Origin of the sequence: Pseudomonas sp. RA_35y_Pfl2_P32, from assembly GCF_963970735.1 — a bacterium.
Taxonomy (GTDB): Bacteria; Pseudomonadota; Gammaproteobacteria; order Pseudomonadales; family Pseudomonadaceae; genus Aquipseudomonas.
Window position 1 is genome coordinate 1 of the sequence record NZ_CAXAQF010000040.1, and the last position, 26798, is coordinate 26798.

Below are 26798 nucleotides of genomic sequence, written 5' to 3' on the forward strand. Positions count from 1 at the left end.
ATCAGGATCGTTGGGCATCGATTCTCATCGAGGCGCGGGGTAGCTCCCCCACTCAGACGCCGAATAGATGAAAGCAAGCCAAACACGACATCAGAAACAGTATTGCAGAAAAGGGGGTAACCATAGACGTGGGAACGGGCCGGGCGGCGCTCCCACAGGTGTGGAGGCCGTACGCAAAATGTGCGGGCAACCAGATTGACTGTAGGAGCGAGTGCCCGCTTGCGGCTTGCTCGCGAGGGTCGTCAACGATGACGCGGCACTTTAGACGAACGGCTGGCCGCTAAAGCCCCGTGGCAGGCGTTGCCGGCCGGGCAGGTCACTCAGGCGTTGCAGCCAGGCGGCGCGCCAGTCGAGCGAGGCATGGGCCACCTTGGCCTTGCGGGCGGCGCGGCGGGCGGCGTTGCGCGCGTCCTTGCGGGCGTCCTTGAATGCGTCGGTGTTGCGGCAGCTGCGGCATTTGACCCGGGCAAACTCAGTGGTGGAAACCAGGTTCTTGCCGTGATGACCGCAGGCCAGGTGTCCGGCAGTCTTGTAGTGAGTCACCATGGGTGGCCCTCCTTTGTGTTTCAAGATCCCCATACTATTAATGACCGCGCCGGGCTGTCGGGGTTCGCTTGACGATTGGGGGGTTGGGCCTTGGGGTGTTTTTCTTCAATACAGGCGTTGGCCAGGCTTTTACCTTGCACCCAGGGATGTTCCCCAGTTGCTGGAGAAAGGTGCAATGAGTCTGATCATGTCCATGGCCGCGTTTGCGCTGGTCGCGTCTATCACCCCGGGGCCGGTCAATATCGTGGCCTTGAGTTCGGGGGCACAGTATGGCTTTCGTGCCAGCCAGCGGCATGTGCTGGGGGCGACCTTGGGGTTTGTGCTGTTGCTGGTGTTGATGGGGCTGGGGCTGCATGAGCTGCTCAAGCTCTGGCCGGGGCTGACCCGGGTGGTGCAACTGGCCGGGGTGGCATTCCTGTTGTTCATGGCCTGGAAGCTTGCCACCGATGACGGGCGCCTGGGCGACGCCGAAGGCGGGCAGGCGCCGAGCCTGTTCTACGGCGCCTTGATGCAATGGCTCAACCCCAAGGCGTGGCTGGCCTGTGTCGCGGGGATGGGGGCGTTTGTCGCGGACGGCGAGACGCGGCTGGTCTGGCAGTTTGCCGCGGTGTACCTGGTGGTGTGCTACCTGTCGGTGGCCTGCTGGGCCTATGCCGGGACGTTCCTGCGCCAGTACCTGAGCAACGCCGCAGGCCTGCGCCTGTTCAACCGGGTGATGGCGTTGTTGCTGGTGGTGAGTGCCGGCTACCTGCTGTTGCCCTGAGGGTCAGCCGCGATACTGCCCGGGTGTCGCGGCCAGGTGCTGTTTGAACACCCGTTGAAAATGCGCCTGGTCGGCAAACCCGGCGTCCAGCGCCACGTCGGCGATCAGTCTGCCCTGGCGCAACTGCTGGCGGGCGAACTGGATGCGGCGGTTGACCAGGTACGCATGGGGCGTCATGCCGTACTGCTGCTTGAACGCGCGGATCAGGTACGAGGCCGAAAGCTCGGCGGCCGCGCAGATGTCTTCGAGCTTGAGCGCCTGGGTGCAGTGTTCGCGGATGAAGTCGGCGGCTCGCTCGAGCTTGCCGTTGGGTTCGTCGAGCAGCACCTGGGCCGGGTTGAGACGGATCTGCACCTCGGTAAAAAATCCCACCGCGCCGCTGTGCTTTTGCAGGGTGCAGGCCTGGTCATCGAGCAACAGTTCATACAGCTGGTTGAGGCCGTCGAACAACGCGCGGTCGGCGGTATGGGTGCATGCGAACCGGCGAAAATCCAGCTCGGCAGCAAAGCCCAACTGATGTTGCAAGTCGGTCAGCCACGGCGTGTCGACATACAGCATGCGGTACGACCAGGGCTGATCGTCGATGGGGTTGCAGGCATGCACGTCGTCAGGGTTCATCAGTACCACGGTGCCGGTCGCTACTTGCCAGAATGACTGTTCATGCACATAGGTGCTGCGTCCGGCGGTGATCGCGCCGATCGAAAAGTGTTCGTGGGAGTGGCGGGCGTAGCAGACGTCGCGACCATCGGCGATGGAGCGGGCTTCGATGAAGGGCAGGGCCGCATCACGCCAGAAGCGCGGGGCTTTGTCGGCATCTTTGGCGATGGCGTGCTTCATCGGTCAACGTCCCTTTGCGAGTCCAGTGGGCCAGTGTAATGGCTAGCGGCGGCAAAGGCTCGTAGTTGTGTGGGGATGATGCCTGTCAGCAGGCCGCACGCTGCCCGGGGAGTGGGCAGCGTGCGGGTGTCACGGGTTTAGAAGTCCCACTTGGTGGTGAGCATCAGGTTGCGTGGCTCGCCGTAGTAGGTGGTGTCGAAGTTGCCCAGGCCCGTCAGGTACTGCTTGTCGAAGACGTTGTTGGCGTTGGCGGTGAAGCTCAGGTGCTCGTTGAACTGGTAGCGGGTCATCAGGTCGACCAGCGAGTAGCCGCCTTGCTTGATCCGGGTGTAGTCGCCCACGCTTGCGCTGTAGATATTGCCGTAGAACCCGCTCTGCCAGCTGACGCCGCCGCCGACGGTGACCTTGTCCAGCGCGCCCGGCAGGCGGTAGGTGGTGAACGTGCGGAACACGTGCTCCGGCTTGGAGGTGGTCAGCGGATAACCAAAGATCCGTTGTTCATCCTGGTCACGGGTACGGGCATAGGTGTAGCCGGCCATCAGGTTCCAGCCGTCTCGCAATTCACCGGCCAGTTCCAGCTCGATGCCCTGGGTGGTCGCGCCGTCGATGGCCTTGTAGATGCCTTCGTTGGTGACCTCGTTGGTGCCGATCGACTCGGCGACGTTGTCCTGTTCGATGCGGAACAGGGCCAGGCTGGCGTTGAGCGTGCCGTCCAGGTAGGTGCCTTTGATACCGGTTTCGTAGCTGTCGCCTTCCACTGGAGCCAGGGTCTTGCCGTTGATGTCCTTGAAGGTCTGTGGCTGGTAGATCGAGGTGTAGCTGGCGTAGACCGAGTAGGTGTCGTTGAGGTCGTAGACCACGCCGGCGTACGGCGTCACGACCCCGTGTTCCTTGTAGCTGGCGTGGGTATCGTCACCGGCGCCCGGGTAGTAGGAATAGTCTTCGTTGTACTTGTAGGTGCTCACGCGGCTGCCGAGGATGAACGACAGGTCATCGGTGGGACGCAGGCGGGTGGCCAGGTACATGCCGTTCTGGCTTTGGGTGCGCTCGTACTTGCCGTTTTTCGGGAACTCCTGGTACGGCAGGTCGCCGTCCCAGTCATAGATGCTGCCTGGTACCTGGCTGAAGGCGCTGGTGTCGAAGGTCGAGCCGGTCTGGCGCGAGTGCGACGTCATCACGCCGGCCACCAGGTCGTGTTCACGCCCGCCCAGGGTAAACGGCCCGGAGACATTGACGTCGGCGGTGTTCTGGACGCGGTGGCCTTCCCAGCGACCCCAGTACAGGAACATGCCTTCGCCGGTGGCGCGGTCCGGGCTGCCGCCGCTGGCCGAGGCCAGGCGGGTGTCGTGGTCGGTGGTCTTCTGGTCGAGGCTGACCTTGAACGTCCAGTCGTTGGCCAGGGCCTGTTCCAGGGAGGTGAAGTAGGTGATGTCGTCGAAGTCGCGACGGCTCCAGTCGGCACCCGGGTTGAAATGCCGCGGGAAGTCGGTGCGGCCACCGTCGGCGAAGTAGGTCGGGTTACCGGTCCAGGAGGTGCCGCGCGGGGTCACGCTGGACTTGTCGATACCGAACGTCAGCAGGGTGTCGGGGGTCAGGTCGGCTTCAAGGATGCCGTAGAACAGGTCCTTTTTCTGACTGTAGTGGTCCAGGTAGGAGTGCTTGTCCTGATAGGCGCCAACAAAACGCCCGCGCACGCTGCCGCTGTCATTGAGCGGGCCGGAGATGTCGCCTTCGGTGCGGTAGGCGTCCCAGGAGCCGGCCGTGCCGCTGACCGAGGCCTTGAATTCCTTGGTCGGTTTTTTGCGGACCAGGTTGACGGTGGCGGATGGATCACCAGAACCGGTCATCAGGCCGGTTGCGCCCTTGACCACTTCGATGCGGTCCAGGGTGGCGGCGTCGACGTTGGTCGCCGCTTCACCGTAGACGCCGTCATAGGGACGGTTGATGCCGTCGTACTGGTAGTTGGTGATGGCAAAGCCGCGGGCGGAAAACTCCATGCGGTCACTGTCGTAGGCCTGTTGGCTGATGCCTGGGGTATTGCGCAACACATCACCGACGCTCTGCGCGCCACGATCGTCCATTTGCTGGCGGGTGATCACGGTCACCGATTGCGGGGTTTCGCGCAGTGACAGCGGCAGGCCGGTGGCGGACGCGGTCGAGCCGGTGGTGTAGGAGTGGGTGTCTTCGGTGGTCGCGCCCAGGCCCTGGCCGGAAATGGTGGTGGCGCCCAGTTCCAGGGTGCCGTCACCCTTGGGGGCCGCTTGCAGGATGTAGCCGCCGTTGTCCAGGGCCTGGGCCTGCAGGCCGCTGCCTTGCAGCAAGCGCTGCAGGGCTTGAGCCGAGGTGAAGCTGCCGTTGAGCCCCGGGCTGCGCTTGCCGTTGGCCAGGTCGTTGTGCCCGGCGAGGAACACCCCACTTTGCCCGGCGTAGGCGTTCAGCGCCGCCACCAGCGAGCCGGCGGCGATGTTGTATTGGCGCTTGGCGCTGGACTGTTCGCTGGCGGCGGTTTCAGCGGCATGCGCGACTGCCGGGGCAAGGCTCAGCAGAGCGGCCGGCAGGGCCAGCGCCAGGGGGCGCAAGGCAAATCGAAAACGGGCAGCGACGTGGTGCGGCATGGGGGTCCCTTTGGATCGAGTCGATCGGCAATTGAAGTGCTTGTGCAGGGTTATCCGAACGAAAAACCCAGAAGGGAACCGCGAATCAAAATTATTCTCAATATGTTGTGATTTAGCTTCTGGCGCCGACGTTGACCCACCACGGCATGGGTTTTTCCAGCGTGATCGGTAGCGCGGCGGCGAGCAGGCGCAGGGCCTGGTCGGTGTCCTTGAGCGGGAAGGAACCCATCACCGGCATCTGCGCCACGGCCGGGTCGCAGGCCAGATGGCCATGACGGTAGCGGCCCAGTTCCTCGAGCAACTGGCCCAGGGGCAGGTTGTCCGCCAGCAGCACGCCACGGCGCCAGGCTTCGCGCGCGGGGGAGACCGCGTGTTGGGGCTCGAAGCGGTCTTGCGTGAAGGCCAGTTGTCGGCCGGCGGGCACCACCTGCACCTGGGCGTTGGCCAAGCGCACCTGTACCGCGCCTTCGAACACGCTGAGCAAGGTTCGATCCTGGTCCTGGCGCACACTGAAGCGCGTGCCCAAGGCCTGTAGCAGGCCCTGCTCGGTGTGCACCCGGAAGGGTCTGAGGGCGTCCTTGGCGGTGTCGATCAGGATTTCGCCGAGCCGCAGGTTGACCAGCCGCTGGTGGCTGTCAAAGCGGACATCCAGCGCGCTCAAGGCGTTGAGCCAGACCCGGCTGCCATCGCGGAGCTGGCTTTCGCGCACTTCCCCGGTGCCGGTGGAGAGGTCGGCGCTCCAGCGCTCCAGGGTGGCGGGCAGCGAGGTCTGGCGCCAGGCGCTGAAGCCCAGCAGGCTGCCGGAGGTCAGGATCAACAACGACTTGAGGGTCTGGCGCCGCGTGACGCTGGTGCGTCCGGTACCGCGCAAGGCCTTGCTCGCCGCCTGGCAGTCGGTGTCGCCCTGCAGCGGGGCAAATCGCTCACCGACCCGCTGCACATACCGCCAGGCATCCTGATGTTCGCCGCTCTGGGCCAGCCAGGCCTGCCAGCGCAGGCGCTCCTGTTCGCCGACCTGTTGATCGTTGAGTTGCACGTACCAATGGGCCGCCTGTTGCAGGCTGGCGTGACTGAGTTTGTTCAAGGCGCTGGTGGGCAAGGGCGGTTACTCGACCAGCAGGCCGTCGAGTTCGGCCTCGAGAATGGCGCAGTGCATCAGGGCCTGGGCCAGGTACTTCTTGACCATGCGCTCGGACACGCCGATCTGCAGGCCGATCGCCTTGTAGGGCATGCCATGCAGTTGCGCGAGGATGAACGCGTCGCTGACCCGCTGCGGCAGGCGCTGCAACATGGCGTCCACTTCGTGCAGGGTCTCGACGATGATCGCCCGTTGCTCGGGGGAGGGCTGCACGGCCTGGGGGCGCTCGCTCAGGGCCTGCAGCCAGGCCTGTTCCAGCTGTCGGCGGCGCCAGTGATCAATGCACAGGCCGCGGGCGATGGTTGCCAGGTAGGAGCGCTCATGGACTTCGCCCTGGAACTCCTGCGGGCGCTTGAGCACCCGGATGAAGGTGTCGTGGGCCAGGTCCGCGGCATCGAAGGCGTTGCTCAGGCGACGGCGCAGCAGTTCGTACAACCAGCGATGGTGGCTGGTGTAGAGGTTCTGCACGAGTGAGGTTTCGACGACCATCATAAAGAGTGCATTTCCATACGGCGTGAGGACACCAGGGGTGCAAATGGGAATTGGTCGCGATTAAAACAAAAGGTGTGTCAGGGCGCAAATGATATTGGTTTGCTTTTAGGTATTGAACGCCCCCTGTTAAGGGCAATCATGCCCAGGTCGCTTGCTGAAGGAGTCAGTATGACTCTTTATGTGGTCATTCTGACTGCCATGGTTTGCAGTCGATATGACTCTCAGCCTCACAAGACCACGGTTTATCGGGCGCAGGGGGTTGGCACGGCAATTGATAGCTATCAGCTATAACTGGCGGGCAAGGGAGTAGAGACTGTGTTGGACACCATGCAATGGCTGACGGACGGGGTGGCCTGACATGCCTTCGATCAAGGATGTTCCCCTGTGGAGCCTGGGCTTTCGCCCGTTTTTCCTCGCTGGCGCCGGGTTTGCCTGTGTCGCCCTGGGGATCTGGGGCGTGTGGTTGTACGGGCGCTTGCCCGCGGCCCACCCCCTGGGCGGCATGCTGGCCTGGCATCGCCATGAAATGCCCTTCGGTTTTGCCACGGCGATCATTGCCGGGTTCCTGCTGACGGCAGTGCCTAACTGGACCGGCCGCCGCGGGGTGTGCGGCTGGCCGCTGCTGGGCCTGGTGCTGGTGTGGCTGCTGGCACGCCTGGCGTGGCTGATGCCGATCGGCACGAGTGCCTTGCTGGTGCTGCAACTGCCGTTCCTGCCGTTTCTGGCGCTGCTGCTCGGACGCGACCTGATTGCCGCGCGCAAGCGCGAGAACTACCCGATCCTGTTGATGATCGGCCTGCTTGCCGGCTGCCAGTGGTTGACGCTGTGGGGCATGGCCCACGAGGATCTGGCCTGGCAGCGCCGGGGCGTACTGGCGGCGCTGTGGCTGGTGGCGGGGTTGATGAGTGTCATCGGCGGGCGGGTGATTCCGTCCTTTATTCAACGCGGCCTGCAGCGCGCGCCTGGCACACCGGCCAGCCCGCTGCCGACCCGGGTGTTGCTGGTCGCCAGCCTGCTGGCGGCGTTGCTGATCGGCACCGGGGTCAACGACCTGCCACGACCCTGGCTGGCGGCGCTGTACCTGTTGATCAGTGGCCTGCACCTGGCGCGCCTGTGGCGCTGGCATGACCGGGGTATCTGGCGCGTGCCGCTGCTCTGGTCGCTGTACCTGGCCTATGCCTGGCTGCCGGTGGCCGCGCTGGGCATGGCGCTGTGGCAACTGGGGGGGCTGGCGCAACAGAGCCTGGCCACCCACGCGTTGGCGGTGGGCGGAATCGGCGGCCTGGTGCTGGCGATGATTGCCCGGGTCAGTCTGGGGCACACCGGACGCCCGCTGCAGGCGCCCAAAGGGGTGGTGCTGGGATTCGCCCTGGTGCTGTTGGCCGGTTTGTCCCGGGTGTTGCTGGTGCCGTTGAGCAGCCATGGCCTGGGGATTTCAGCGCTGTGCTGGTGCCTGGCGTTTGCCCTGTTTTTGCTGGCGTACACACGGATTTTGAGCGGGCCCAGGCTGTAGGGCGGTCGCGCCCATCCAGACCGATGCCTGACCGGTGGTCGCACCACGCCAATTTTGGGGGGATTTGCGCTTAGCTCAAGGGACAACCACCCACCCGCGCGCGTAGGCACTCGATACCACAGCGACGCGGGCCCAGGACACCGTGAGTCCTGACCGTCCCTGAGGAGATTGCCGTGCTGACGCTCAATATCAATGGCAACGATCAACCCCTGGAAGTGCCCGGCGACATGCCGCTGTTGTGGGTGTTGCGCGATGTCGCGCACCTGACCGGGACCAAATTCGGCTGCGGCATGGCGCAATGCGGGGCCTGCACCGTGCATGTCGACGGTGCGCCCTTGCGCTCGTGCATCACCCCGGCTGCGGCGGTGGCCAAGGGGCAGAAGATTGTCACCATCGAAGGCCTGTCCAGCGATGGCTCGCACCCGGTGCAGCGAGCCTGGGCCGAGATCGACGTGGTGCAGTGCGGTTACTGTCAGTCCGGGCAGATCATGTCGGCGGTGGCCCTGCTGGCGAAAATCCCCGCGCCGACTGACAGCGATATCGATCAGGCGTTGTCCGGCAATATCTGCCGCTGTGGCACCTACCCGCGCATCCGGGCGGCGATCAAACGCGCTGCACAAATCGGGGAGGTCTGAGCATGAGTGTTCTCTCTGATCGCTCGCGCCGGTCCTTTCTCAAAGGCAGCGCCATATTGGGCGCCGGCCTGGTGGTGGCGTTTGTCATACCCGGGGCCAACCGATTTGCCCGCGCTGCCACGGCCGCCGAGCCGGGTTTTGCGCCCAACGCTTTTCTGCGCATCGCCCCTGACAGCAGCGTCACCATCCTGTTGGGGCACGCGGAAATGGGCCAGGGCATCTGGACCGGCCTGACCATGTTGATCGCCGAGGAACTGGACGCGGACTGGAGCAAGATTCGCGTCGAACACGCCCCGGCGTCGGCTGCGTTGTACGGCCTGCCGGCCTTTGGCGGCATGCAGATCACCGGGGGCTCGACCTCGACCTGGATGGAGTTCGACCGCTATCGCCAGGCCGGAGCCGCGGCGCGCCTGATGTTGATCGAGGCCGCTGCCAAGCGCTTCAACGTCGCACCCTCCCAGGTGCGCACCGAAGCAGGGGTGGTGATGGCCGGCGAGCAGCGGGCCACCTATGGCGAACTGGCCAATGAGGCCGGGCAACTGCCGGCGCCGGATCCGGCATCGATCAAGCTCAAGGACGCCAAGGACTGGACCCTGATCGGCAAGTCGACCAAGCGCCTGGACTCCCCGGAGAAAATCACCGGCCAGGCGAAGTTCGGCATGGATGTGCAGTTCGAGGGGCTGCTCACCGCCATGGTCGCCCGTGCGCCGGTACTGGGCGGTAGCGTGCGCTCCTTCGACGCCCAGGCCGCGCTGGCGGTGCCCGGGGTGCACAAGGTGCTGCAGGTGCCCACGGGCGTGGCGGTGGTGGCCGATCATTATTGGGCCGCCAAGCTGGGGCGCGATGCGCTGAAAATCGACTGGGACCTGGGCCCCAATGCTGGCCTGGACAGCGTCACCCTGCTGCAGGACTTCCGCAAGCTGGCCACCACCGCGGGCACACCGGCCAGCCAGGCCGGGGATGTCAGCGCCGCGTTGGCCAAGGCGACGAAAACCCTGGATGTCGAGTACAGCGTGCCGTACCTGGCGCATGCCCCGATGGAGCCGCTCAACTGCACGGTGCGCATTACCCACGCGCAATGCGAGATCTGGACCGGCACCCAGTTCCAGACCCTGGACCAGATGGTCGCGGCGAAGATCACCGGGCTCAAGCCGGAGCAGGTGGTGATTCATACCCAATTCCTCGGTGGCGGCTTCGGTCGGCGGGCCAACCCGACCTCGGATTTTGTCAGTGAGGCGGTGCAGGTGGCCCACGTCGCCGGTGCGCCAGTGAAGACCGTCTGGTCGCGCGAAGACGACATCCGTGGCGGCTACTACCGCTCGGCCTTCCTGCATCACGCGCGGATCGGCCTGGGGCCGGATGGCTTGCCCTTGGCCTGGCAGCATGTGCTGGTGGGCCAGTCGATCATGGCCGGGACCATGCTGGAGGCGAGCATGGTCAAGGAGGGTATCGACAAGACCTCGGTCGAAGGGGTGGCGGACAGTCCCTACCTGGTCGGCCTGGCCAATCACCGGGTCGACCTGCACTCACCCAAGACCGGCATCAGCGTGTTGTGGCTGCGTTCAGTGGGGCACACCCACACCGCGTTTGTCATGGAGTCCTTGATCGACGAACTGGCCGCGGCGGCGGGCAAGGACCCGGTGGACTACCGGCGGACCTTGCTCAAGGACCATCCACGGCACCTCGGGGTGCTCAACCTGGCCGTGGAAAAGGCCAACTGGCAGGCACCTTTGCCGGCGGGGCATGCCTTGGGGGTGGCGGTGCACGAGTCCTTTGGCAGTTATGTCGCGCAAGTCAGCGAAGTGTCCCAGGACAACCTGAAAATCCGCGTGCACCGGGTGGTCTGTGCCGTCGATTGCGGGATTGCGGTGAACCCGGCCAGCATTGTCGCGCAGATGGAGTCGTGCATCACTTTTGGCCTGGGTTTCACCTTGCACAGCAAAGTGACCTTCAAGGACGGCCAGGTGGTGCAGTCCAACTACCACGACTATCAGGTGCTGCGGCTCAATGAAATGCCTGAGGTGCAGGTGCACATCCTGCCCAGCACCGAGAAGCCAGGCGGTATCGGCGAGGCTGGCGTGCCGCCCACTGCACCGGCGGTGGCCAATGCGGTGTATGCCCTGACCGGGCAACGCCTGCGTGAGTTGCCGTTGCAGTTGGAGGGGGTGTGAGATGAGACGCCACCTGTTTTTGACCACGCTGCTGTTGCTCGGGGTGGGCGGCTACACCTCGGACCTGTTCGCCGACGAATCGCCGGCGCTGAGTGCATTCGGCACGGTGCAGAAGGTGTTCCAGAGCCCGCGCTGCCAGAACTGCCATATCCCCGGCGATGCGCCTTTGCAGTTCGATGCCGGGCTGACCCACGGCATGAGTGTGGTGCGTGGGGTGGAGGGCAAGGGGGCTGCTGGATTGCCCTGTGCCTCCTGTCATGGCGAGTCCAATCCACCGGCCAGCTATGGTCCCCACGCGCCACCGGGCGCCCCTCACTGGAGCCTGCCGCCGGCGGCACACAAAATGGCCTGGATCGGGCTGCCGGCCGATCAGTTGTGCCAGATGATTAAGGAGCGTTCGAGCAACGGCGACCGCGACTTTGCCGCGTTGATCAAGCATGTCAGCGACGACAAGCTGGTGCTCTGGGGCTGGAACCCCGGCGGCAACCGAGCCCCGGTGCCGGTGCCCCACGATGTGTTCGTCAGCCAGTTCAAAGTGTGGGCCGAGGCGGGTGGGCCGTGTCCGGTGGTGGGGAGTTAGAGGGCAGTTGAGTAGGTGAGATCTGCGAACGCCCGAAAAGCCTGTGGGAGCTGCCGAAGGCTGCGATCTTTTGATCTTGGCTTTGTGGGCATATCCGTTGCTGCGGTCACGGCTGCCTAAGGTTTCGCCCTTACGGCGAGGCACTTTTGTCAAACGACACAAAAGTACCCAGAGTGGTAAGGGCACGCGAGGCGGCCTACCGGCCGGCCTGTTTGTACGGGTGTCCGGATTTCCCTTGTGGGAGCGGGCTTGCCCGCGATGGGGCCGGTACAGCCAACATCGCCGGTGCCTGACCCACCGCTATCGCGAGCAGGCTTACGCCTACACGTTCGGCAGTTGCCTCAGGCCTTGGGCTTGGCCTTGCGTTTGCCGGCCGGGGCGGCCTTGCGCGAGGGGCTCTTGCGTTTGCCTTTCCAGGGTGTCGCGCCTTTGCCGGCCGGGCTTGCCGGGCCGCTGATGGTCAGGCGCAGGCCGGTGCAGCGGCCCACTTGCTTGCTCATCCAGGCGGCCTGCTTGGCGACAAATTCTTCCAGGCTCATTTCACCGCTCTGCACCATGTCCAGGGCTTGTTCCCAGATGGCCGTGGTGCCGGGGTCGGCGATGGCCCGGGGGACGGCGTCGATCAGGCTGAAGGCCGCCGGTGTGGCAGCCAGCGCCTTGCCGTGCTTGACCAGGTAACCGCGGTCCAGCAGCCCCTGGATGATTCCCGCGCGGGTGGCTTCGGTGCCGATGCCGGTGGTGTCCTTGAGCTTTTGCTTGAGCAGCGGGTCCTGCACCAGCTTGGCCACGTTTTTCATGGCCTTGATCAGGTCACCCTCGGTAAACGGCTTGGGTGGCTGGGTCCACAGGTCCTTGAGGTTGACGTCGGCCACCGGATAGTCGCTGCCCTGGGTCAGGGGCGGCAGGTTTTGCGGGGCGGCGGTTTCGCGTCCCTTGGCGGCTGCCAGGGCCTCGGGCATGGCGCGTTTCCAGCCCGGCTCCACCACCTGCTTACCCACCGCGCGCAGTGCCTGGCCGGCACAGTCGAAGTCGGCCTGGGTGCGGTCGTACTCATGGTTGGGCAGGAACTGCGCCAGGTAGCGCGCGCGAATCAAGGTGTAGACCGCCCGGTGCTTGCCGCTCAAGCGCTCGAAGGTGTGGGCGGCGGCGGTGGGGATGATGCCGTGGTGGGCGCTGACCTTGGCATCGTTCCAGGCCCGGGAGCGGCGTTGCGGCTCCAGATGCTGGAGCAACGGCCCCAGGCTTGGGTCCGCGCGGCCCAGGGCCTGCAGAATCGCCGGTGCTTCGCCATGCTGGCTCACGGGCAGGTAGCCGCAATCACTGCGCGGGTAGGTGATGACTTTATGGGTTTCGTACAGCGCCTGGGCCACGTCGAGGGTTTCCTGGGCCCCCAAACCGAGCTTTTTCGAGCAGATTTCCTGCAGGGTGCCGAGGTCGAAGGGCAGTGGCGCGACCTCCCGCACCCGCTCGGTGCGCAGTGTGACCAGGCGCGCACTGGCGGCAGTGCGCATGGCGTGCGCCGCTTGCTGAGCGAGGGCTTGATTGAGGCAACGGTCCTGCTCATCGCACAGGTCCGACGGCGCCCGCCATTGGGCGGTAAACGGCGTACCCTCGTGCAGCAACTGCACGTCGATCGCCCAATAGGGCACCGGTACGAAGTCGGCGATGCTGCGGTCGCGGTCCACCACCAGGCGCAGGGTCGGGGTTTGCACCCGGCCCACCGGCAGTACGCCCTGGTAACCGGACTGGCGCCCGAGCAGGGTGAACAGCCGGCTCATGTTCATGCCAATCAACCAGTCGGCCCGTGAGCGGCCCAGTGCCGAGTGATACAGGCTGAAGGTCTCCGCTCCCGGCTTGAGGGCCGCCAGGGCCTTGCGGATCGAGGCATCGTCGAGCGCCGACAACCACAGCCGCTGGATCGGCCCTCGATAGCGACAGTGCTCCACCAGTTCGCGGGCAATCATTTCCCCCTCACGGTCGGCGTCGGTGGCGATCACCAGTTCCTGGGCCTCGCCCAGCAGCCGCTTGACCGCCTTGAACTGGCTGGCGGTCTTGGGTTTGACCAGCATTTTCCACTTCTCGGGAATGATCGGCAGGTCTGCCAGCACCCAGCGTTTATAGCGGGCGTCGTAGGCATCCGGTGGCGCGGTTTCCAGCAGGTGGCCGATGCACCAGGTGACGGTGATCCCCGCCCCCAGCCAGCAGCCATCGCCACGCCGGCTGGCGCCGAGCACCGCGGCAATGTCTTTGGCCTGGGAAGGTTTTTCACACAGATACAGACGCATATCGACCATCAGTCTTCAGGTAACAAGCTGCACAGCATGCGCGGTGCTGCGGCCTGGATCAATCTTTATCTGTATGGATGTACAGCAAATCGGCTTGCCTCAGCCCCTCAGAACCATTGCTTGAAGCGCCGGATGTAGAGGGTCTTCATCACTTGGGCGACCACGCAGTAGCTGAGCAGGGTGCCCACCAACCACGGGAAGTAGGACCACGGCAGTGGGGTCAGGCCCACCAGGTTGCCCAGTGGCGAGAACGGAATGTAGATGCCCAGCACCATGACCAACCCGGTCATCAGGATCACCGGCAGCGCCGCGGTGCTCTGGAAGAATGGGATCTTGCGGGTGCGCAGCATGTGCACCACCAGGGTCTGGGACAGCAGCCCTTCGATGAACCAGCCGGACTGGAACAGACTCTGCATTTCCACGCTGTTGGCGGCGAACACGTACCACATCAGGGCGAAGGTGGTGATGTCGAAGATCGACGAGGTCGGCCCGATCCACAGCATGAATCGCCCAATGTTCTGCGCATCCCATTTGCGCGGTTTGCTCAGGTATTCCTTGTCCATCTTGTCCCACGGCAGGGCCAGTTGGGAGATGTCGTACATCAGGTTCTGCAGCAGCAGGTGGATCGCCAGCATCGGCAGGAAGGGAATGAACGCACTGGCCACCAGTACCGAGAAGACGTTGCCGAAGTTGGAGCTGGCGGTCATGTTCAGGTACTTCATGATATTACCGAAGGTCTCGCGGCCCTTGAGCACGCCTTCCTCGAGCACCATCAGGCTTTTTTCCAGGAGGATGATGTCCGCTGACTCCTTGGCAATGTCGGTGCCGCTGTCCACCGAGATGCCCACGTCGGCATCGCGCAGGGCCGGGGCGTCGTTGATCCCGTCGCCGAGGAAACCGACGGTGTGGCCGTTGGCTTGCAGCGCCTTGAGCACCCGGGATTTCTGCAGCGGTGTCAGCTTGGCAAACACCGTGCGCGTCTCGACCTGTTGTTGCAGGGTCGAATCGTCCATCGGCTCGATGTCCTGGCCGAGCAGCGGGGTGCCGGGTTCAAGGCCGACCTCACGGCAGATCTTGCAGGTCACCACGGGGTTGTCGCCGGTCAGCACCTTGATGGTCACGCCCATGTCCCGCAGTGCAGCAATCGCCGGGCCGGCGGTTTCCTTGGGCGGATCGAGGAAGGTCAGGAAGCCGCGAATCACCAGGTTGCGTTCGTCGCCGGTGGCGTACTGGGCTTTGCTCTGGGCCTTGGGGATGTGCCGGGTCGCCAGCACCAGCACCCGGAAGCCATCTTCGTTGTATTGGTTGGCCAGGCGCAGCAAGGCTTCGCGTCGCGGGTCATCGAGGGGCACGACCGCGCCGTCCTCATGCAGGTAGCTGCTGATGCCGAGCATTTCCTCGACCGCACCCTTGCACACCAGCAGGTGATCGGCGCGGTTGTCCTGGACGATGATCGACAGGCGCCGGCGAATGAAATCGAACGGCAGTTCATCGATCTTGCGGTAGGCCACGGGTTGCTTGAAACGTGGATGCTGCCGGGCGAATTGCACCACCGCCTGGTCCATCAGGTTTTTCATGCCGCTTTGGTGGTGGCTGTTGAGCCAGGCCAATTCCAGCACCGCGTCGTCGCGCTGGCCGGCGCTGTCGAGGTGATGTTCGAGGATGATTTTGTCCTGGGTCAGGGTCCCGGTCTTGTCGGTGCACAGCACGTCCATCGAACCGAAGTTCTGGATCGCGTTGAGGCGCTTGACCACCACTTTGCGCTTGGCCATCGCCACCGCGCCCTTGGCCAGGTTGGCACTGACGATCATCGGCAGCATTTCCGGGGTCAGGCCGACCGCCACGGCCAGGGCAAACATGAAGGCTTCGCTCCAGTCGCCCTTGGTGAAGCCGTTGATCAGCAACACCACCGGCACCATCACCAGCATGAAGCGAATCAGCAGCCAACTGACACTGTTGACGCCCCGGTCGAAGGCGGTTTGCGTGCGCGAGCCGACGATGGCCTTGGCCAGCGAGCCAAAGTAGGTGCGTGGGCCCGTGGCGACCACCACGGCGCGCGCTGTGCCGCTGACCACGTTGGTGCCCATGAAGCAGATGTTGGACAGGTCCAGCAGGTTGTTCTGCTCGCTGGCCACGCTCGCCGCCGATTTCTGCGCGACATCGCCCAGGGTGTCGTATTTCTCCACCGGCAAGGCTTCACCGGTCAGCACCGCCTGGCTGATGAACAGGTCCCGGGATTCGAGCAGGCGAATGTCCGCCGGGATCATGTCGCCGGCCGACAGCTGCACGATGTCGCCTGCCACCAGCTCACGCATTGGCACTTCACGCAGGGTCGGCGTGCTGCCCGGCTGGTCGCGGCGCAGTACGCTGGCGGTGGTGCGCACCATGCTCTTGAGGGCTTCGGCGGATTTGCCCGAGCGGTACTCCTGCCAGAAGCGCATCAGGCCGCTGGCCAGGACCATCACCAGGACGATGATGACGCCGGTCAGGTCGGTGTCTTCGCCGTCGCGCAGGGGGATCCAGAAGTCGGTGATGAAGCTGATGACCGTGAGGGTCAGCAGCACATAGATGAAGGGATTGTTGAAGGCCTTCAGCACTTGTACCAGGGCGTGGGGCGGCTGGTCGTGGGCCACCTCGTTGCTGCCGTCGCGCAGCAGGCGGCCTTCGGCGTCGAGTTCGGTCAGGCCAGCGCTGCTGGTCTTGAGGTTGGCGAGGGTCACCGCCAGGCCATTCTGCGCCTCACGGGCGGCGCGCATCGACAGTTTGTCGGCGTCGCGTGGGTTGCCCTTGAGGGCTTTTTTTGCGGTTTTTACCGTGGTCATGCTGAGTGCTCCTGCCGCTGGCTGGCGGCACGACACAGCAACCACTCAACTAATCAAAGGCGAGCGAAAGTGGGTCGAGTCGCCCGGCAGCGATCGATTCTGGGAGGTGTTGTTGGGCTGTTTTAATGTCCGCTGTACACCACTGGAACACCGGCATACAGCGAACCGCCTACTGGCGTCTTCCATGTGTGTTCTCGCTCTTTGAATGTTTTAACGGGCAATGGAAAGTTGCCGAATTCCCGAATAAGGACAACGCCAATCAAGAGTGCCTGGATAACGTTCAGATCAACTGAAAGTGCGCGTCCCGAGAAGTTGGCCGAGCAGCAAGACAGCCAGTTGCATCAGGTGTGCGAAGCCCCGACTCGCAGGTTCCTGGCTGTCGTCGAGGCTCCAGCGTTGCTCCAGTTGGCCGCTCGCCGGGCACACGTGCCAATGCCCCAGCGGGCGCGGTCGCTGGCGGGCAGGCGGGGCGTTGAACAGTGGGCGTGGGCGGGCTGCCAGCGGGCGGCGCAGCAGGGCGCGCGCCGCTTTGGCGAGGGGACGAGCCCCTGGAATGAAGGTGCAGATGAAGTTCATGACATGCCTCGCAACCGGACTGACGCCGGCGAGGCAGGTTACGTTGGAGCCTCAGGCTCTAGCGCAGCATGCCCGACCGAGGTCGAGTCCCGTTCATGACTGGGTAAGTGGCCCGACCTGGCATGTATGCATCGGTCGGGCTGCGTCTAGATACTGTGTCCATTGAGTTCTTTTGTGAGTTGAAAAATGGCCGGGTTAACCGACCCGCGGCAATCTACTCAGGCGAGTGTTTGCAGTCAATCTTGAATGAGCGGTTGTTTGGCATTTAGACAGGAAGCAGTCGTTATCGGTGTAAGTTAACGTTTAACGGTCGTTGATAGGTGACAGCACTATGACAGTTAAGGCTCATGACGCTTTACCTTTGAGCAATGCATAGATGGCCATGGAGTGGCCATGACCCAGGTCGAAGTCGGCTTTCAACCATTCGATGATCTGGCCGGCCTTGATCCCGGCTTTCAATGTGCCGTCTTCGGCGAACCCTTTGTCGTTGGCCAATTGCTTGAGGTCGGCCGGTGATTTGCCGGTCTTGGCCTGGATGTTGTCCAGATAGGCTTGGAAAGACATGACGTGGCAGCTCCTGGATGCACGTAGCGGTGGCTTCCAGCCTAGACCAGATGAATGGTAACTGCCTATTGCCAAGCCCACCCGCGCCACATGATAATGCGAAACATTATCAATCACGAATCTGCGCCGTCATGCCCGCCAACGATCTTTCCCTGCGCAGCGCCGTCCACGACCTGTACCACGAGCATCACGGCTGGCTGCAAGGCTGGCTGCGCCGGCGCCTGGGCAGTGCTTGTGATGCGGCCGACCTGACGCAGGACACCTTCGTGCGGGTGCTCAAGGCACGTAATGCGCTAGAGATTCGTGAGCCGCGGCCGTACCTGTCGCAGGTTGCCAAGGGCCTGTTGATTGATCTGTTTCGCCGGCGTTCCCTGGAACAGTCTTACCTTGAGGTCCTGGCCAGCGCCCCGGAGTCTGAGCAACCGTCGCTCGAAGAACAGGCGATCATGCTGCAGGCGCTGCTGGACATCGACCGCATGCTCGAAGGCCTGGGCAAGCAGGTCAAGCAGGTGTTCATCCTGTCGCAGTTCGAAGGCCTGACGTATCCGCGCATCGCTGAGCGCCTGGGCATTTGCACACGCACGGTGAATAACCACATGGCCAAGGCCATAGAGCATTGCTGCCTGGTGCAACTGCAGTTGCAGCTGTCATGAGTCACCTCAAGTCCAGCTTGTCCGGTCCTCAACTGCAGGCGCTGAGTGCGGCTGCGCAGTGGTACGCGCGGCTGCAGTCCGGTCAGGCCAGCGACCAGGACCGGCAGGACCGGCAGGACTGGCAGGCCTGGCAGGCAGCCGATGAATTGCACCGCCAGGCCTGGCAACGCATCGAGTCAGTGCGCCAGCAGATGGACCGGGTGCCGGGCAGTTGGGTGGTGCCGACGTTGCACGGGGTCCAGCGCTCGCGTCGCCAAGTATTGCGCAGCGTGGTGGTGCTGGCGTCGGCCGGATCCCTCGGGTGGTTGGGCTGGCGCAGCGAGACCACCCAGCACCTGTTGGCCGATTACCGCACTGCCGTGGGCGAGCGGCGTGAGGTGCGTCTGGCAGACGGCAGTTCATTGCTGCTCAACACCGACACCTCGGTCAATGTGCGCTTCGACGGCGCGCAGCGGGTGCTGGAATTGCTGTGGGGGGAAATGCGGGTCAGCAGTGCCCTCGATCCGCTGAAGCGGCCGCTGCGGGTCAGCACCCGTCACGCTCAGGTACTGGCCCTGGGCAGCCGCTTCATCGTGCGCTCCCAGGTCGCTGGCGGTGAGGTCGCGGTGCTGGAAAACGCCGTGCAGGTGAGCCTGGCGCAGAGCGGGCCAGCGCTTCGTCTCGACGCCGGGCAACGTCTGGATTTCACCTCCCAGGCCCTGGGCGCGATTCGCCAGAACGATGCCACGGTCGGCGCCTGGCAGCAGGGCAGCATCATCGCCATCGACCGGCCGCTGGGCGAGTTGCTCGCCGACCTGTCGCGCTATCGTCCCGGGGTACTGCGCTGCGACCCACAGATTGCGCGGATGAAGATCTCCGGCGCTTTCCCGGTGGATGACACCGACCGGGCACTGGCTGCGTTGCACAGTGGCTTTGGCTTGAAGATCCAGCACTACAGCCGCTATTGGGTCAATGTTTCCGGGCCTGCGGCAGCCTGAAACCCTACGCCTGAAAAATTAATTGATTCTCATGTGCACTTTTTATCGACGTCGTTCGGCTCATCCCTCAGTGATTTCATTTGGACGGTTCTGGGGGAGGGTAAGCATGTCTTTTGTGTACAAGCCGGGTGCGGGTCGGTTGGCGGGTGCGGTGAGAATTGGCCTGTTGGCGCTGGCCGCCAGCGGCGCGGGTGTGGCGACTGTCCAGGCCGCGACGCCGGCGCAGCACGCGGTGCAATCCTACGATATCGCGGCTGGCAGCCTGACCGAGGTGCTGAGTCGATTCGCCAGTGCGGCGGGCGCGGCCATCTCGTTCGACGCGCGGCAGACCGCCGGCCAACAATCGCCTGGTTTGCAGGGGGCCTATAGCGTCAGCGAAGGCTTCGCGCGGATTCTCGCCAACAGTGCTTTGCAAGCCGAACCCCAGGCCAATGGCAGTTATGTGCTGCGCGCCCGTCCGCCCGCAGGTTCGGCCCTGGAGTTGGCGGCCACCAACATCAACGCCCAGGAACTCGGCGCGACCACCGAAGGCAGCAGTTCGTACACCACCGGAGCGGTGACCATCACCAAGGGGGCCCACTCGCTGAGGGAAACCCCGCAATCGGTGACCGTGATCACCCGCAAGATGCTCGACGACCAGAACCTCAACACCATCGACCAGGTCATGGAAAAGACCCCGGGCATCACCGTCTATGACTCGACCATGGGCGGCAAGTATTTCTACTCCCGGGGTTTTCGCATGTCCGGGCAGTATCAGTACGACGGTGTGCCGCTGGACATGGGCAACTCCTATGTCCAGGCCGACAGTTTCAGCAGTGACATGGCTTACTACGATCGGGTCGAGGTACTGCGCGGGGCGGCCGGCATGATGAAAGGCTCGGGAGGCACGGCCGGCGGCGTCAACTTCGTGCGCAAGCGCGGGCAAAGCACCCCGCAGACCCAACTGAGCCTGTCCGGCGGAACCTGGGACAATTACCGCGGCCAGGTCGACACCGGTGGCCCGCTGAATGCGTCCGGGACCCTGCGTGGCCGCGCGGTGATCGCCGAGCAGAGCAGGCATTACTTCTATGACGACGCCAGTCGCAAGGACCAGGTCTACTACGGTGCGCTGGATTACGACCTGTCGCCCGACACCACCCTGGGCCTGGGCATTGCCTACGAAGACGTCGACGCCAACCCGTGCTGGGGTGGCATGCCGCGCTACCGCGATGGCAGCGACCTCAAGCTCAGCCGCTCGACCTGCCTGGACCCGTCCTGGAATACCTGGCGCAGCCAGCGCACCACCACCTTCGGTGACCTGACGCACCAGTTGAATGACAACTGGGCGTTGAAAGTGGCCGGGGTCTACAGCAAAAACACCCAGGACATCAAATACGCGTTCCCGTCCGGCGCCGTCACCCCAGGCAACAGCAACGTGCGCATGCTGGGCAGCATGTACGACTACGATCAGGTCGACTATGGCCTGGACGCCTACCTGGACGGCAAATTCGAGGCGCTGGGCCGCGAGCACGAACTGATCGTCGGCCTCAATGGCAGTCGTTCGAACAAGAACGACTTCTACTCGGTGGCATTTCTGCCGCAGACCCAGGACGTGTTCAATCCCGACAAGCATCTGCCCAAACCCGATGACAGTTACTTCATCGCCAACTCGACCCGTGGCGGCCCGGTGGACAGCGTCACCAAGCAGTACGGGGTCTACTCCACGGCCCGCCTGAAACTGGCCGATCCCTTGACCTTTGTTCTCGGTGGGCGGGTCAGTTGGTACGACGCTCAAACCGATTCGCTGTTCATCAACTCGGGTACTTCAGAGACGGCCAAGACCAAGGAAACCGGGCAGGTCACCCCGTTTACCGGGCTGCTGCTGGACCTCAATGACAACCTCACGGCCTACACCAGCTATTCGGAAATCTTCACCCCCCAGGGCAACCTGCGCTCCGAAAGCGGTGCGGCGCTCAAGCCGCTGGTAGGCCAGAGTTATGAATTGGGGATCAAGGGCGAGTGGTACGGCGGGCGCCTCAACAGCTCGTTCAACCTGTTCCGCACGATCCAGAAAGACCAGGCCCAGACCGACTACAACTCGTCCTGCCCATCCTCGGACGGTTATTGCTACGTCAACGCCGGCAAGGTCCGTGCCCAGGGCTTTGAAGCGGAGGTCAGCGGTGAGTTGATCGAGCGCCTGCAACTGCTCGCCGGCTACACCTACACCCAGACCAAGACCCTGGACGACATCGACACCAGCCTCAACGGTGCAGCGTTCAACAGCTATGTGCCACGCCATGTGCTGCGTATGTGGGGCGACTATGCCCTGGACGGTGCGCTGGAGCGATTCACCCTGGGGGCCGGGGTCAACGCGCAAAGCGACAACTTCCGCGTGTCACCCTTGAGTGGGGAAAAGATCAGCCAGGGTGGGTATGCCGTGTGGAACAGCCGGGTCGGCTACCGCATCGATGACACCTGGTCGCTGGCGCTCAATGGCAACAACCTGTTCGACAAGCGCTACTACAGCACCATCGGCACCGAGACCTTCGGCAACTACTACGGCGAGCCGCGGAACTTCATGGTGTCGGTAAAAGCCGACTTCTGAAGCTGACATAAAGCCTGTGGGCGCGAGCCGCTCCCACAGGGAAGATTCGTACCCCAGGAAAAAGCAGGCCGGCCGATAGGCCGCCTCGCACGCCTTTACCACTCAGGCCGACCGGCAGGTCGCCGTGCTCTTGCTCTTGATCCACCCGCCCCATCGGCAGGCTGAGCGAAGGTGTCCATCTGGGGGGAGGCGCGTAGCGCCGTGCGGCGAAGCCGCATACATCGAGAGGAGGTGCAGCGAAGCAAACCGGAGGCGATGCCCCCGGATGGATACCGTAGCGAAGGAACCCCGAGCCTAAGCGAGGGGCCGTACGTCAGGGGCAAGAGCCCTTGGTTACTTGGGGCTCTTCAAAGTGACCCGCCGCCAGGGCGGAACCCCAAGCCGCCGTTACCGCAGCAACGGATATGCCCCCAACCATAGAATCTCCCACAGGTCCTGGTGCACACAGGACCTGTAGGAGCGAGCCCTGCGGGGTCAGTTCTTCTCCAGGTCCACGTCCTTGGTTTCCCGCAGGCACAACATGCCCACCACCAGGCTCACGCCGGTGATCAGCACGGGGTACCACAGGCCGTAGAAGATATCGCCGGTGTACACCACCAGGGCAAACGATACCGTGGGCAGGAAGCCGCCGAACCAGCCGTTGCCGATGTGGTAGGGCAGGGACATCGAGGTGTAGCGGATGCGGGTGGGGAACAGCTCCACCATCAAGGCCGCCAGTGGTCCGTAGCACATCGCCGAAATGATGATCAGTGCCACGATCAGGGCGACGATCATCGGTTTGTTGACCTGCTGGGTATCGGCGGTCTGCGGATAACCGGCCAAGGTCACGGCACCGCGCAGGGCGGCTTCGTCGTAACCGTCGATTTTCACCTCGCCAATGCTCACTTGCACACCACTGCCGGCCGGTGCCGCGACGCTGCTGTAGGGCAGGCCCTGCTTGACCAGGAAGGTCTTGACTTTGTCGCATGGGCTGTCGAAACGGGCCTTGCCGACCGGGTCGAACTGGAAGGTGCAGGTGGCGGGATCGGCCAGCACAGTAATCGGCGCCTGTTGGCTGGCGCGGTCGATGGCCGGGTTGGCGTAATGGGCCAGGGTCTTGAAGATCGGGAAGTACAGCACCGTCGCCAGCAGCAGGCCGAGCATCAGGATCGGTTTGCGTCCGACCCGGTCCGACAGCCAGCCGAAGAAAATGAAGAACGGCGCGCCGATCACCACGCTGACAATCAGCAGGGTATTGGCCAGGGCCGGGTCCATCTTGAGGAACTGGGTGAGGAAGAACAGCACATAGAACTGCGCGGCGTAGAACGTCACCGCTTGCCCGGCGTTGATGCTGAACAGCGCAATCAACACCACCTTGAGGTTTTCCCAGTTGCCGAAGGACTCGCGGATCGGCGCCTTGCAGGACTTGCCTTCTTCTTTCATTTTCAGGAAGGCCGGGGATTCATGCAGGCTCAGGCGGATCCAGGTGGAGATGCCCAGCAGCACGATCGACAGCAGGAACGGAATGCGCCAGCCCCAGACTTCGAACTGGTCGCCGGTGAAGTAGCGGCACCCCAGCACCACCAACAGCGACAGGAGCAGGCCGAGGGTCGCGGTGGATTGAATCCAGCTGGTGTGGAATCCACGTTTGCCCATGGGCGCGTGCTCGGCGACGTAGGTCGCGGCCCCGCCGTATTCACCGCCCAGGGCCAGGCCCTGGAGCATGCGCAGGACCACCAGGATGATCGGTGCGGCGATACCGATGCTGGCATAGGTCGGCAGCAGGCCGACGCAGAAGGTCGCCACGCCCATCAGGATTATGGTGGCGAGGAAGGTGTATTTGCGCCCGATCATGTCCCCCAACCGGCCGAACACCAGCGCGCCGAACGGCCGCACGATGAACCCGGCGGCGAACGCCATCAAGGCGAAGATGAACGCGGTGGTGTCGTTGACCCCAGCGAAAAACTGCTTGCTGATGACCGCCGCGAGGGCGCCATAGAGAAAGAAGTCATACCATTCGAAAACCGTCCCCAGGGACGAGGCGAAGATGACTTTCTGTGTTTCCTTGCTGGTGCCGGTGCTGAGCGTTCCTGCCACGGCAGTTGCCTGGTCTGACATACGGGTATCCCTCACAGTGTTTATTTATTGTTGTTCCACTGTCGGCACCGGCCTTGCGGGCTGGTGCGTCTGCTGTCCTACAGGTGCGGTACGGTTGCTCGTTCTGTGGGTATGGCGTTGCTCCTTGTCGGTGAGGCGAGAATCAACTGCGCCGCCTTCTCGGCGATCATCAGCGTGGGTGAGCAGGTATTGCCCGAAGTGATGTGGGGCATGATCGAGGCGTCGGCGATGCGCAGGCCGGGAATGCCGTGCACCTGCAGTTGGGCGTCGACAACCGCGTCGGCATCCTGGCCCATGCGGCAGGTGCCCACCGGGTGGAAGATGGTGGTGCCGATCCGCGCGGCGGCCTCGTGCAACTGCTCCTCGGTGCGCAATTCGGCGCCTGGCAGATACTCCACCGGCTTGAACGGTTGCAGGGCTGGGGCACTGACGATACGCCGGGTCAGGCGAATGGCCGCGGCCGCCACGCGCAGATCTTCGGGGTGGCTCAGGTAGTTGGGCTGGATCAGCGGCGCCTGCTGTGGGTCGGCCGAACTGATCTCGATCCGGCCACGGCTTTGTGGGCGCAGGTCACACACCGAGGCGGTGAACGCCGGGAACGCGTGCAGCGGCTCACCGAAACGCTCCAGCGACAACGGTTGGACGTGGTACTCAAGGTTGGCCGAGGTCTGTTCGGGCCCTGAGCGGGCAAAGGCGCCGAGTTGGCTGGGGGCCATCGACAGCGGGCCGCTGCGGTCGTACAGATAACGCAGGCCCATGCCCATCTTGCCCCACAGGCTGCCAGCAATCTGGTTCAGGGTACGGGCATTTTCCAGCTTGTAGATCAAGCGCAGTTGCAGGTGATCCTGCAGGTTGCCACCCACGCCATTGAGTTCATGGACCAGGTTGATGCCCAGGCGCTTGAGCAGGCCGGCAGGGCCGATGCCGGAGCGCTGGAGGATGCTGGGCGAGCCGACGGCGCCGGCGCTGAGGATGATTTCCCGGCGCGCGGTGAAGGTGCTGGCCTGGCCTTGCCAGCGTGCGATGACCTTGCAGGCCCGGCCGTTTTCCAGGAGCACGCGGTCGACATCGACCCCCGTCAGCACCGTCAGGTTAGGCCGCTGGGCAATGGGCTTGAGAAATGCCTTGGCGGCGTTCCAGCGCACGCCGGCCTTCTGGTTGACCTGGAAATAACCACAGCCTTCGTTGTCACCCTGGTTGAAGTCGTCGATGCTGGCGATGCCGGTTTGTTCGGCGGCGTCGCGAAAGGCGTCGAGAATCGGCCATGACAAGCGCTGGCGTTCAACCCGCCACTCGCCACTGGCGCCATGAAAGTCGTCGGCACCGGCAAAATGGTTTTCGCTCTGGCGAAACAGCGGCAGAACCTCGTTCCAGCTCCAGCCGGGATTGCCTTCGCTGGCCCAGCGATCATAGTCGCCGGCCTGGCCGCGCATGTAGATCATGCCGTTGATCGACGAACTGCCGCCCAGCACTTTGCCCCGTGGGTAGCTCAGGCTGCGGCCCTGCAGGCCGGCTTGGGCCTGGGTCTTGTAGCACCAGTCGGTGCGCGGATTGCCGATGCAGAACAGGTAGCCGACGGGGATGTGGATCCAGGGATAGTTGTCGCGCCCGCCGGCTTCGAGCAGCAGCACCCGATGTTGGGGGTTGGCGCTCAGCCGATTGGCCAACAGGCAACCGGCGGGCCCGGCGCCGACCACGATGTAATCGTATGCATCAACGACTGGTGACATCCATGACCTCGCAGCGTGTTGTTCTTATTGCGCTTCATCCTAGTTGTTAGTTTTCGATAAAAGAATGTTAGTTTTTGCTCAGCCGCTGTGCGGTTATAAACAGCTTCAAGCCCACGTTAAACAAGGAAGACCGATGTTCGACTGGAATGACCTGCGGTTTTTTCTCGAACTGCAACGCAGCGGTCGCTTGCTGACCGCCGCCAAGCGCTTGAAAACCACCCATGCCACGGTGGCCCGGCATATCGAGGCAATCGAACAAAGCCTGGGCACCGCGTTGTTTGTCCAGCAGGCGCAGGGTTACCAGTTGACCCCGGCTGGCGAAGCGCTGCTTAAACATGCCGAGGCCATGGAAAATGTCGCCTTGCTGGCCCAGGAAGAAATCACCCAGTCCAGCGCGCCCTTGGGCAAAATCCGCCTGGGGGTCACGGAAGGGCTGGGTATCATGTTCCTCGCCAGCCGTATGAAGGGCCTGTTTGACCGCTACCCGGGGCTTGAGGTGGAACTGGTGGCCGTGCCGCGGTTCGTCAGCATCCTCAACCGCGAAGCCGAGATCAGCATTCACCTGGAGCGGCCGGCGGCGGACATGCTGGTCACCCGCAAACTCACCGATTACCGCCTGGCGCTGTATGCCAGCCAGGACTACCTGGACCGCGCGCCGCCCCTGCGCAGCCGCGAAGACCTGGGCCGCCACGCCTGGATCGGCTATGTCGACGACCTGTTGTTCAGCCAGGAACTGATGTTCCTCAACAGCTTCTGCCGCAGCCCCCAGGTGGTGTTCCACAGTACCAGCGTGATCGCCCAGCAACAGGCCGCGCGCGCCGGTCTGGGGATCGCCGTGTTACCGTGCTACATGGCCAGCGGCGACCCGGGCCTGGTGCCGCTGCTGCCGGCCGAAAGCATCCAGCGCAGCTACTGGATCAGCACCCGCCGCGAGTTGCACAAGTCCGTGCGGCTGCGGGTGTTGTGGGATTTTGTGGTGCAGCTGTGTGAGCGCGAGCAGGCCCTGTTGCTGGGCCCGGAACCCACTCGTGCATGATGTTGCTTGCTCGCGGATTGTGCGAGCGGCCGAAGGCTGCGGTCTTTTGATCTTGGCTTTTGTGGGTGTATCCGTTGCTGCGGTAACGGCTACTTATGGTTTCGCCCTTACGGCGACTCCCTTTTGCAAACGCCCAAAAGGAAGCAAAACGCTTTGCCCCTGACGTACGGCCCCTCGCTAGGGC

20 protein-coding genes are annotated in these 26798 nt (G+C 63.7%); 9 read left to right on the top strand and 11 right to left on the bottom strand.

The annotated features are described in order from the left end of the window. Positions 1-261: 261 nt before the first annotated feature. Entirely contained in the window at positions 262-546 is a 285-nt protein-coding gene (locus AACY45_RS26440) for a hypothetical protein (RefSeq protein ID WP_339548362.1), read from the bottom strand. 175 nt (positions 547-721) lie between these two features. Here AACY45_RS26440 and AACY45_RS26445 point away from each other — a divergent pair, with 175 nt between their 5' ends. Further along, positions 722-1309: a LysE family translocator gene (locus tag AACY45_RS26445; RefSeq protein ID WP_339548363.1), complete on the top strand. Its 588-nt coding sequence runs from the start codon at positions 722-724 to the stop codon at positions 1307-1309. Between the two features lie 3 nt (positions 1310-1312). Here AACY45_RS26445 and AACY45_RS26450 read toward each other — a convergent pair whose 3' ends face one another. The 4 genes from AACY45_RS26450 to AACY45_RS26465 all read right to left on the bottom strand — a co-directional run bounded on the left by AACY45_RS26450 (position 1313) and on the right by AACY45_RS26465 (position 6391). Next, positions 1313-2146 carry an AraC family transcriptional regulator gene (locus tag AACY45_RS26450; protein WP_339548364.1) on the bottom strand — a complete coding sequence of 278 codons (834 nt, stop codon included), beginning with the start codon at positions 2144-2146 and terminating at the stop codon, positions 1313-1315. Positions 2147-2283: 137 nt separating this feature from the next. Beyond that, on the bottom strand, positions 2284-4761 hold the full coding sequence (locus AACY45_RS26455) for a TonB-dependent siderophore receptor (RefSeq protein ID WP_339548366.1): 2478 nt from the start codon (positions 4759-4761) through the stop codon (positions 2284-2286). 112 nt (positions 4762-4873) lie between these two features. Next, positions 4874-5860, bottom strand: coding sequence for a FecR domain-containing protein (locus tag AACY45_RS26460; RefSeq protein ID WP_339548368.1), 987 nt, complete (start codon positions 5858-5860; stop codon positions 4874-4876). Positions 5861-5866: 6 nt separating this feature from the next. After that, on the bottom strand, positions 5867-6391 hold the full coding sequence (locus AACY45_RS26465; RefSeq protein ID WP_339548370.1) for a sigma-70 family RNA polymerase sigma factor: 525 nt from the start codon (positions 6389-6391) through the stop codon (positions 5867-5869). A 358-nt stretch (positions 6392-6749) separates the two neighbouring features. On the opposite strand from AACY45_RS26465, the gene AACY45_RS26470 reads away from it, so the two are divergent. From AACY45_RS26470 to AACY45_RS26485, 4 genes are all read left to right on the top strand, one after another. Continuing rightward, a complete protein-coding gene (locus AACY45_RS26470) occupies positions 6750-7904 on the top strand; it encodes an NnrS family protein (protein WP_339548371.1) in 1155 nt (384 codons plus the stop codon). A gap of 173 nt (positions 7905-8077) precedes the next feature. Then, positions 8078-8539: a (2Fe-2S)-binding protein gene (locus AACY45_RS26475; protein WP_339548373.1), complete on the top strand. Its 462-nt coding sequence runs from the start codon at positions 8078-8080 to the stop codon at positions 8537-8539. Positions 8540-8541: 2 nt separating this feature from the next. Next, positions 8542-10710, top strand: coding sequence for a xanthine dehydrogenase family protein molybdopterin-binding subunit (locus tag AACY45_RS26480; RefSeq protein ID WP_339548374.1), 2169 nt, complete (start codon positions 8542-8544; stop codon positions 10708-10710). Between the two features lies 1 nt (position 10711). After that, positions 10712-11290 carry a hypothetical protein gene (locus AACY45_RS26485; RefSeq protein WP_339548375.1) on the top strand — a complete coding sequence of 193 codons (579 nt, stop codon included), beginning with the start codon at positions 10712-10714 and terminating at the stop codon, positions 11288-11290. Between the two features lie 341 nt (positions 11291-11631). On the opposite strand, the gene AACY45_RS26490 is transcribed toward AACY45_RS26485, so the two are convergent. From AACY45_RS26490 to AACY45_RS26505, 4 genes are all read right to left on the bottom strand, one after another. Beyond that, positions 11632-13575 (bottom strand): DNA topoisomerase III, encoded by a 1944-nt coding sequence (locus AACY45_RS26490; protein ID WP_339548387.1) that lies wholly within the window; start codon positions 13573-13575, stop codon positions 11632-11634. 107 nt (positions 13576-13682) lie between these two features. Then, positions 13683-16397: a magnesium-translocating P-type ATPase gene (mgtA, locus tag AACY45_RS26495; RefSeq protein ID WP_339548377.1), complete on the bottom strand. Its 2715-nt coding sequence runs from the start codon at positions 16395-16397 to the stop codon at positions 13683-13685. A gap of 285 nt (positions 16398-16682) precedes the next feature. Continuing rightward, a complete protein-coding gene (locus AACY45_RS26500; protein WP_339548378.1) occupies positions 16683-16973 on the bottom strand; it encodes a hypothetical protein in 291 nt (96 codons plus the stop codon). Between the two features lie 345 nt (positions 16974-17318). Further along, complete coding sequence (locus AACY45_RS26505; RefSeq protein WP_339548379.1) at positions 17319-17537, bottom strand: DUF4287 domain-containing protein; 219 nt, start codon at positions 17535-17537, stop codon at positions 17319-17321. A 131-nt stretch (positions 17538-17668) separates the two neighbouring features. Between AACY45_RS26505 and AACY45_RS26510 the strand changes: the two genes are divergently transcribed. The 3 genes from AACY45_RS26510 (at position 17669) to AACY45_RS26520 (ending at position 21751) form a co-directional block, all read left to right on the top strand. Then, complete coding sequence (locus tag AACY45_RS26510) at positions 17669-18190, top strand: sigma-70 family RNA polymerase sigma factor (RefSeq protein WP_339548380.1); 522 nt, start codon at positions 17669-17671, stop codon at positions 18188-18190. Further along, a complete protein-coding gene (locus AACY45_RS26515; protein ID WP_339548382.1) occupies positions 18187-19167 on the top strand; it encodes a FecR domain-containing protein in 981 nt (326 codons plus the stop codon). The genes AACY45_RS26510 and AACY45_RS26515 overlap by 4 nt, the downstream gene beginning before the upstream one ends. Before the next feature lie 106 nt (positions 19168-19273). Then, positions 19274-21751 (top strand): TonB-dependent siderophore receptor, encoded by a 2478-nt coding sequence (locus tag AACY45_RS26520; protein ID WP_339548383.1) that lies wholly within the window; start codon positions 19274-19276, stop codon positions 21749-21751. A gap of 474 nt (positions 21752-22225) precedes the next feature. On the opposite strand, the gene AACY45_RS26525 is transcribed toward AACY45_RS26520, so the two are convergent. Next, a complete protein-coding gene (locus AACY45_RS26525) occupies positions 22226-23848 on the bottom strand; it encodes an MFS transporter (RefSeq protein WP_339548384.1) in 1623 nt (540 codons plus the stop codon). Between the two features lie 77 nt (positions 23849-23925). Further along, positions 23926-25578: a GMC family oxidoreductase gene (locus AACY45_RS26530; protein ID WP_339548385.1), complete on the bottom strand. Its 1653-nt coding sequence runs from the start codon at positions 25576-25578 to the stop codon at positions 23926-23928. 133 nt (positions 25579-25711) lie between these two features. Between AACY45_RS26530 and AACY45_RS26535 the strand changes: the two genes are divergently transcribed. Continuing rightward, positions 25712-26614, top strand: a complete 903-nt coding sequence (locus AACY45_RS26535; RefSeq protein WP_339548386.1) for a LysR family transcriptional regulator — start codon at positions 25712-25714, stop codon at positions 26612-26614. Positions 26615-26798 lie beyond the last annotated feature (184 nt).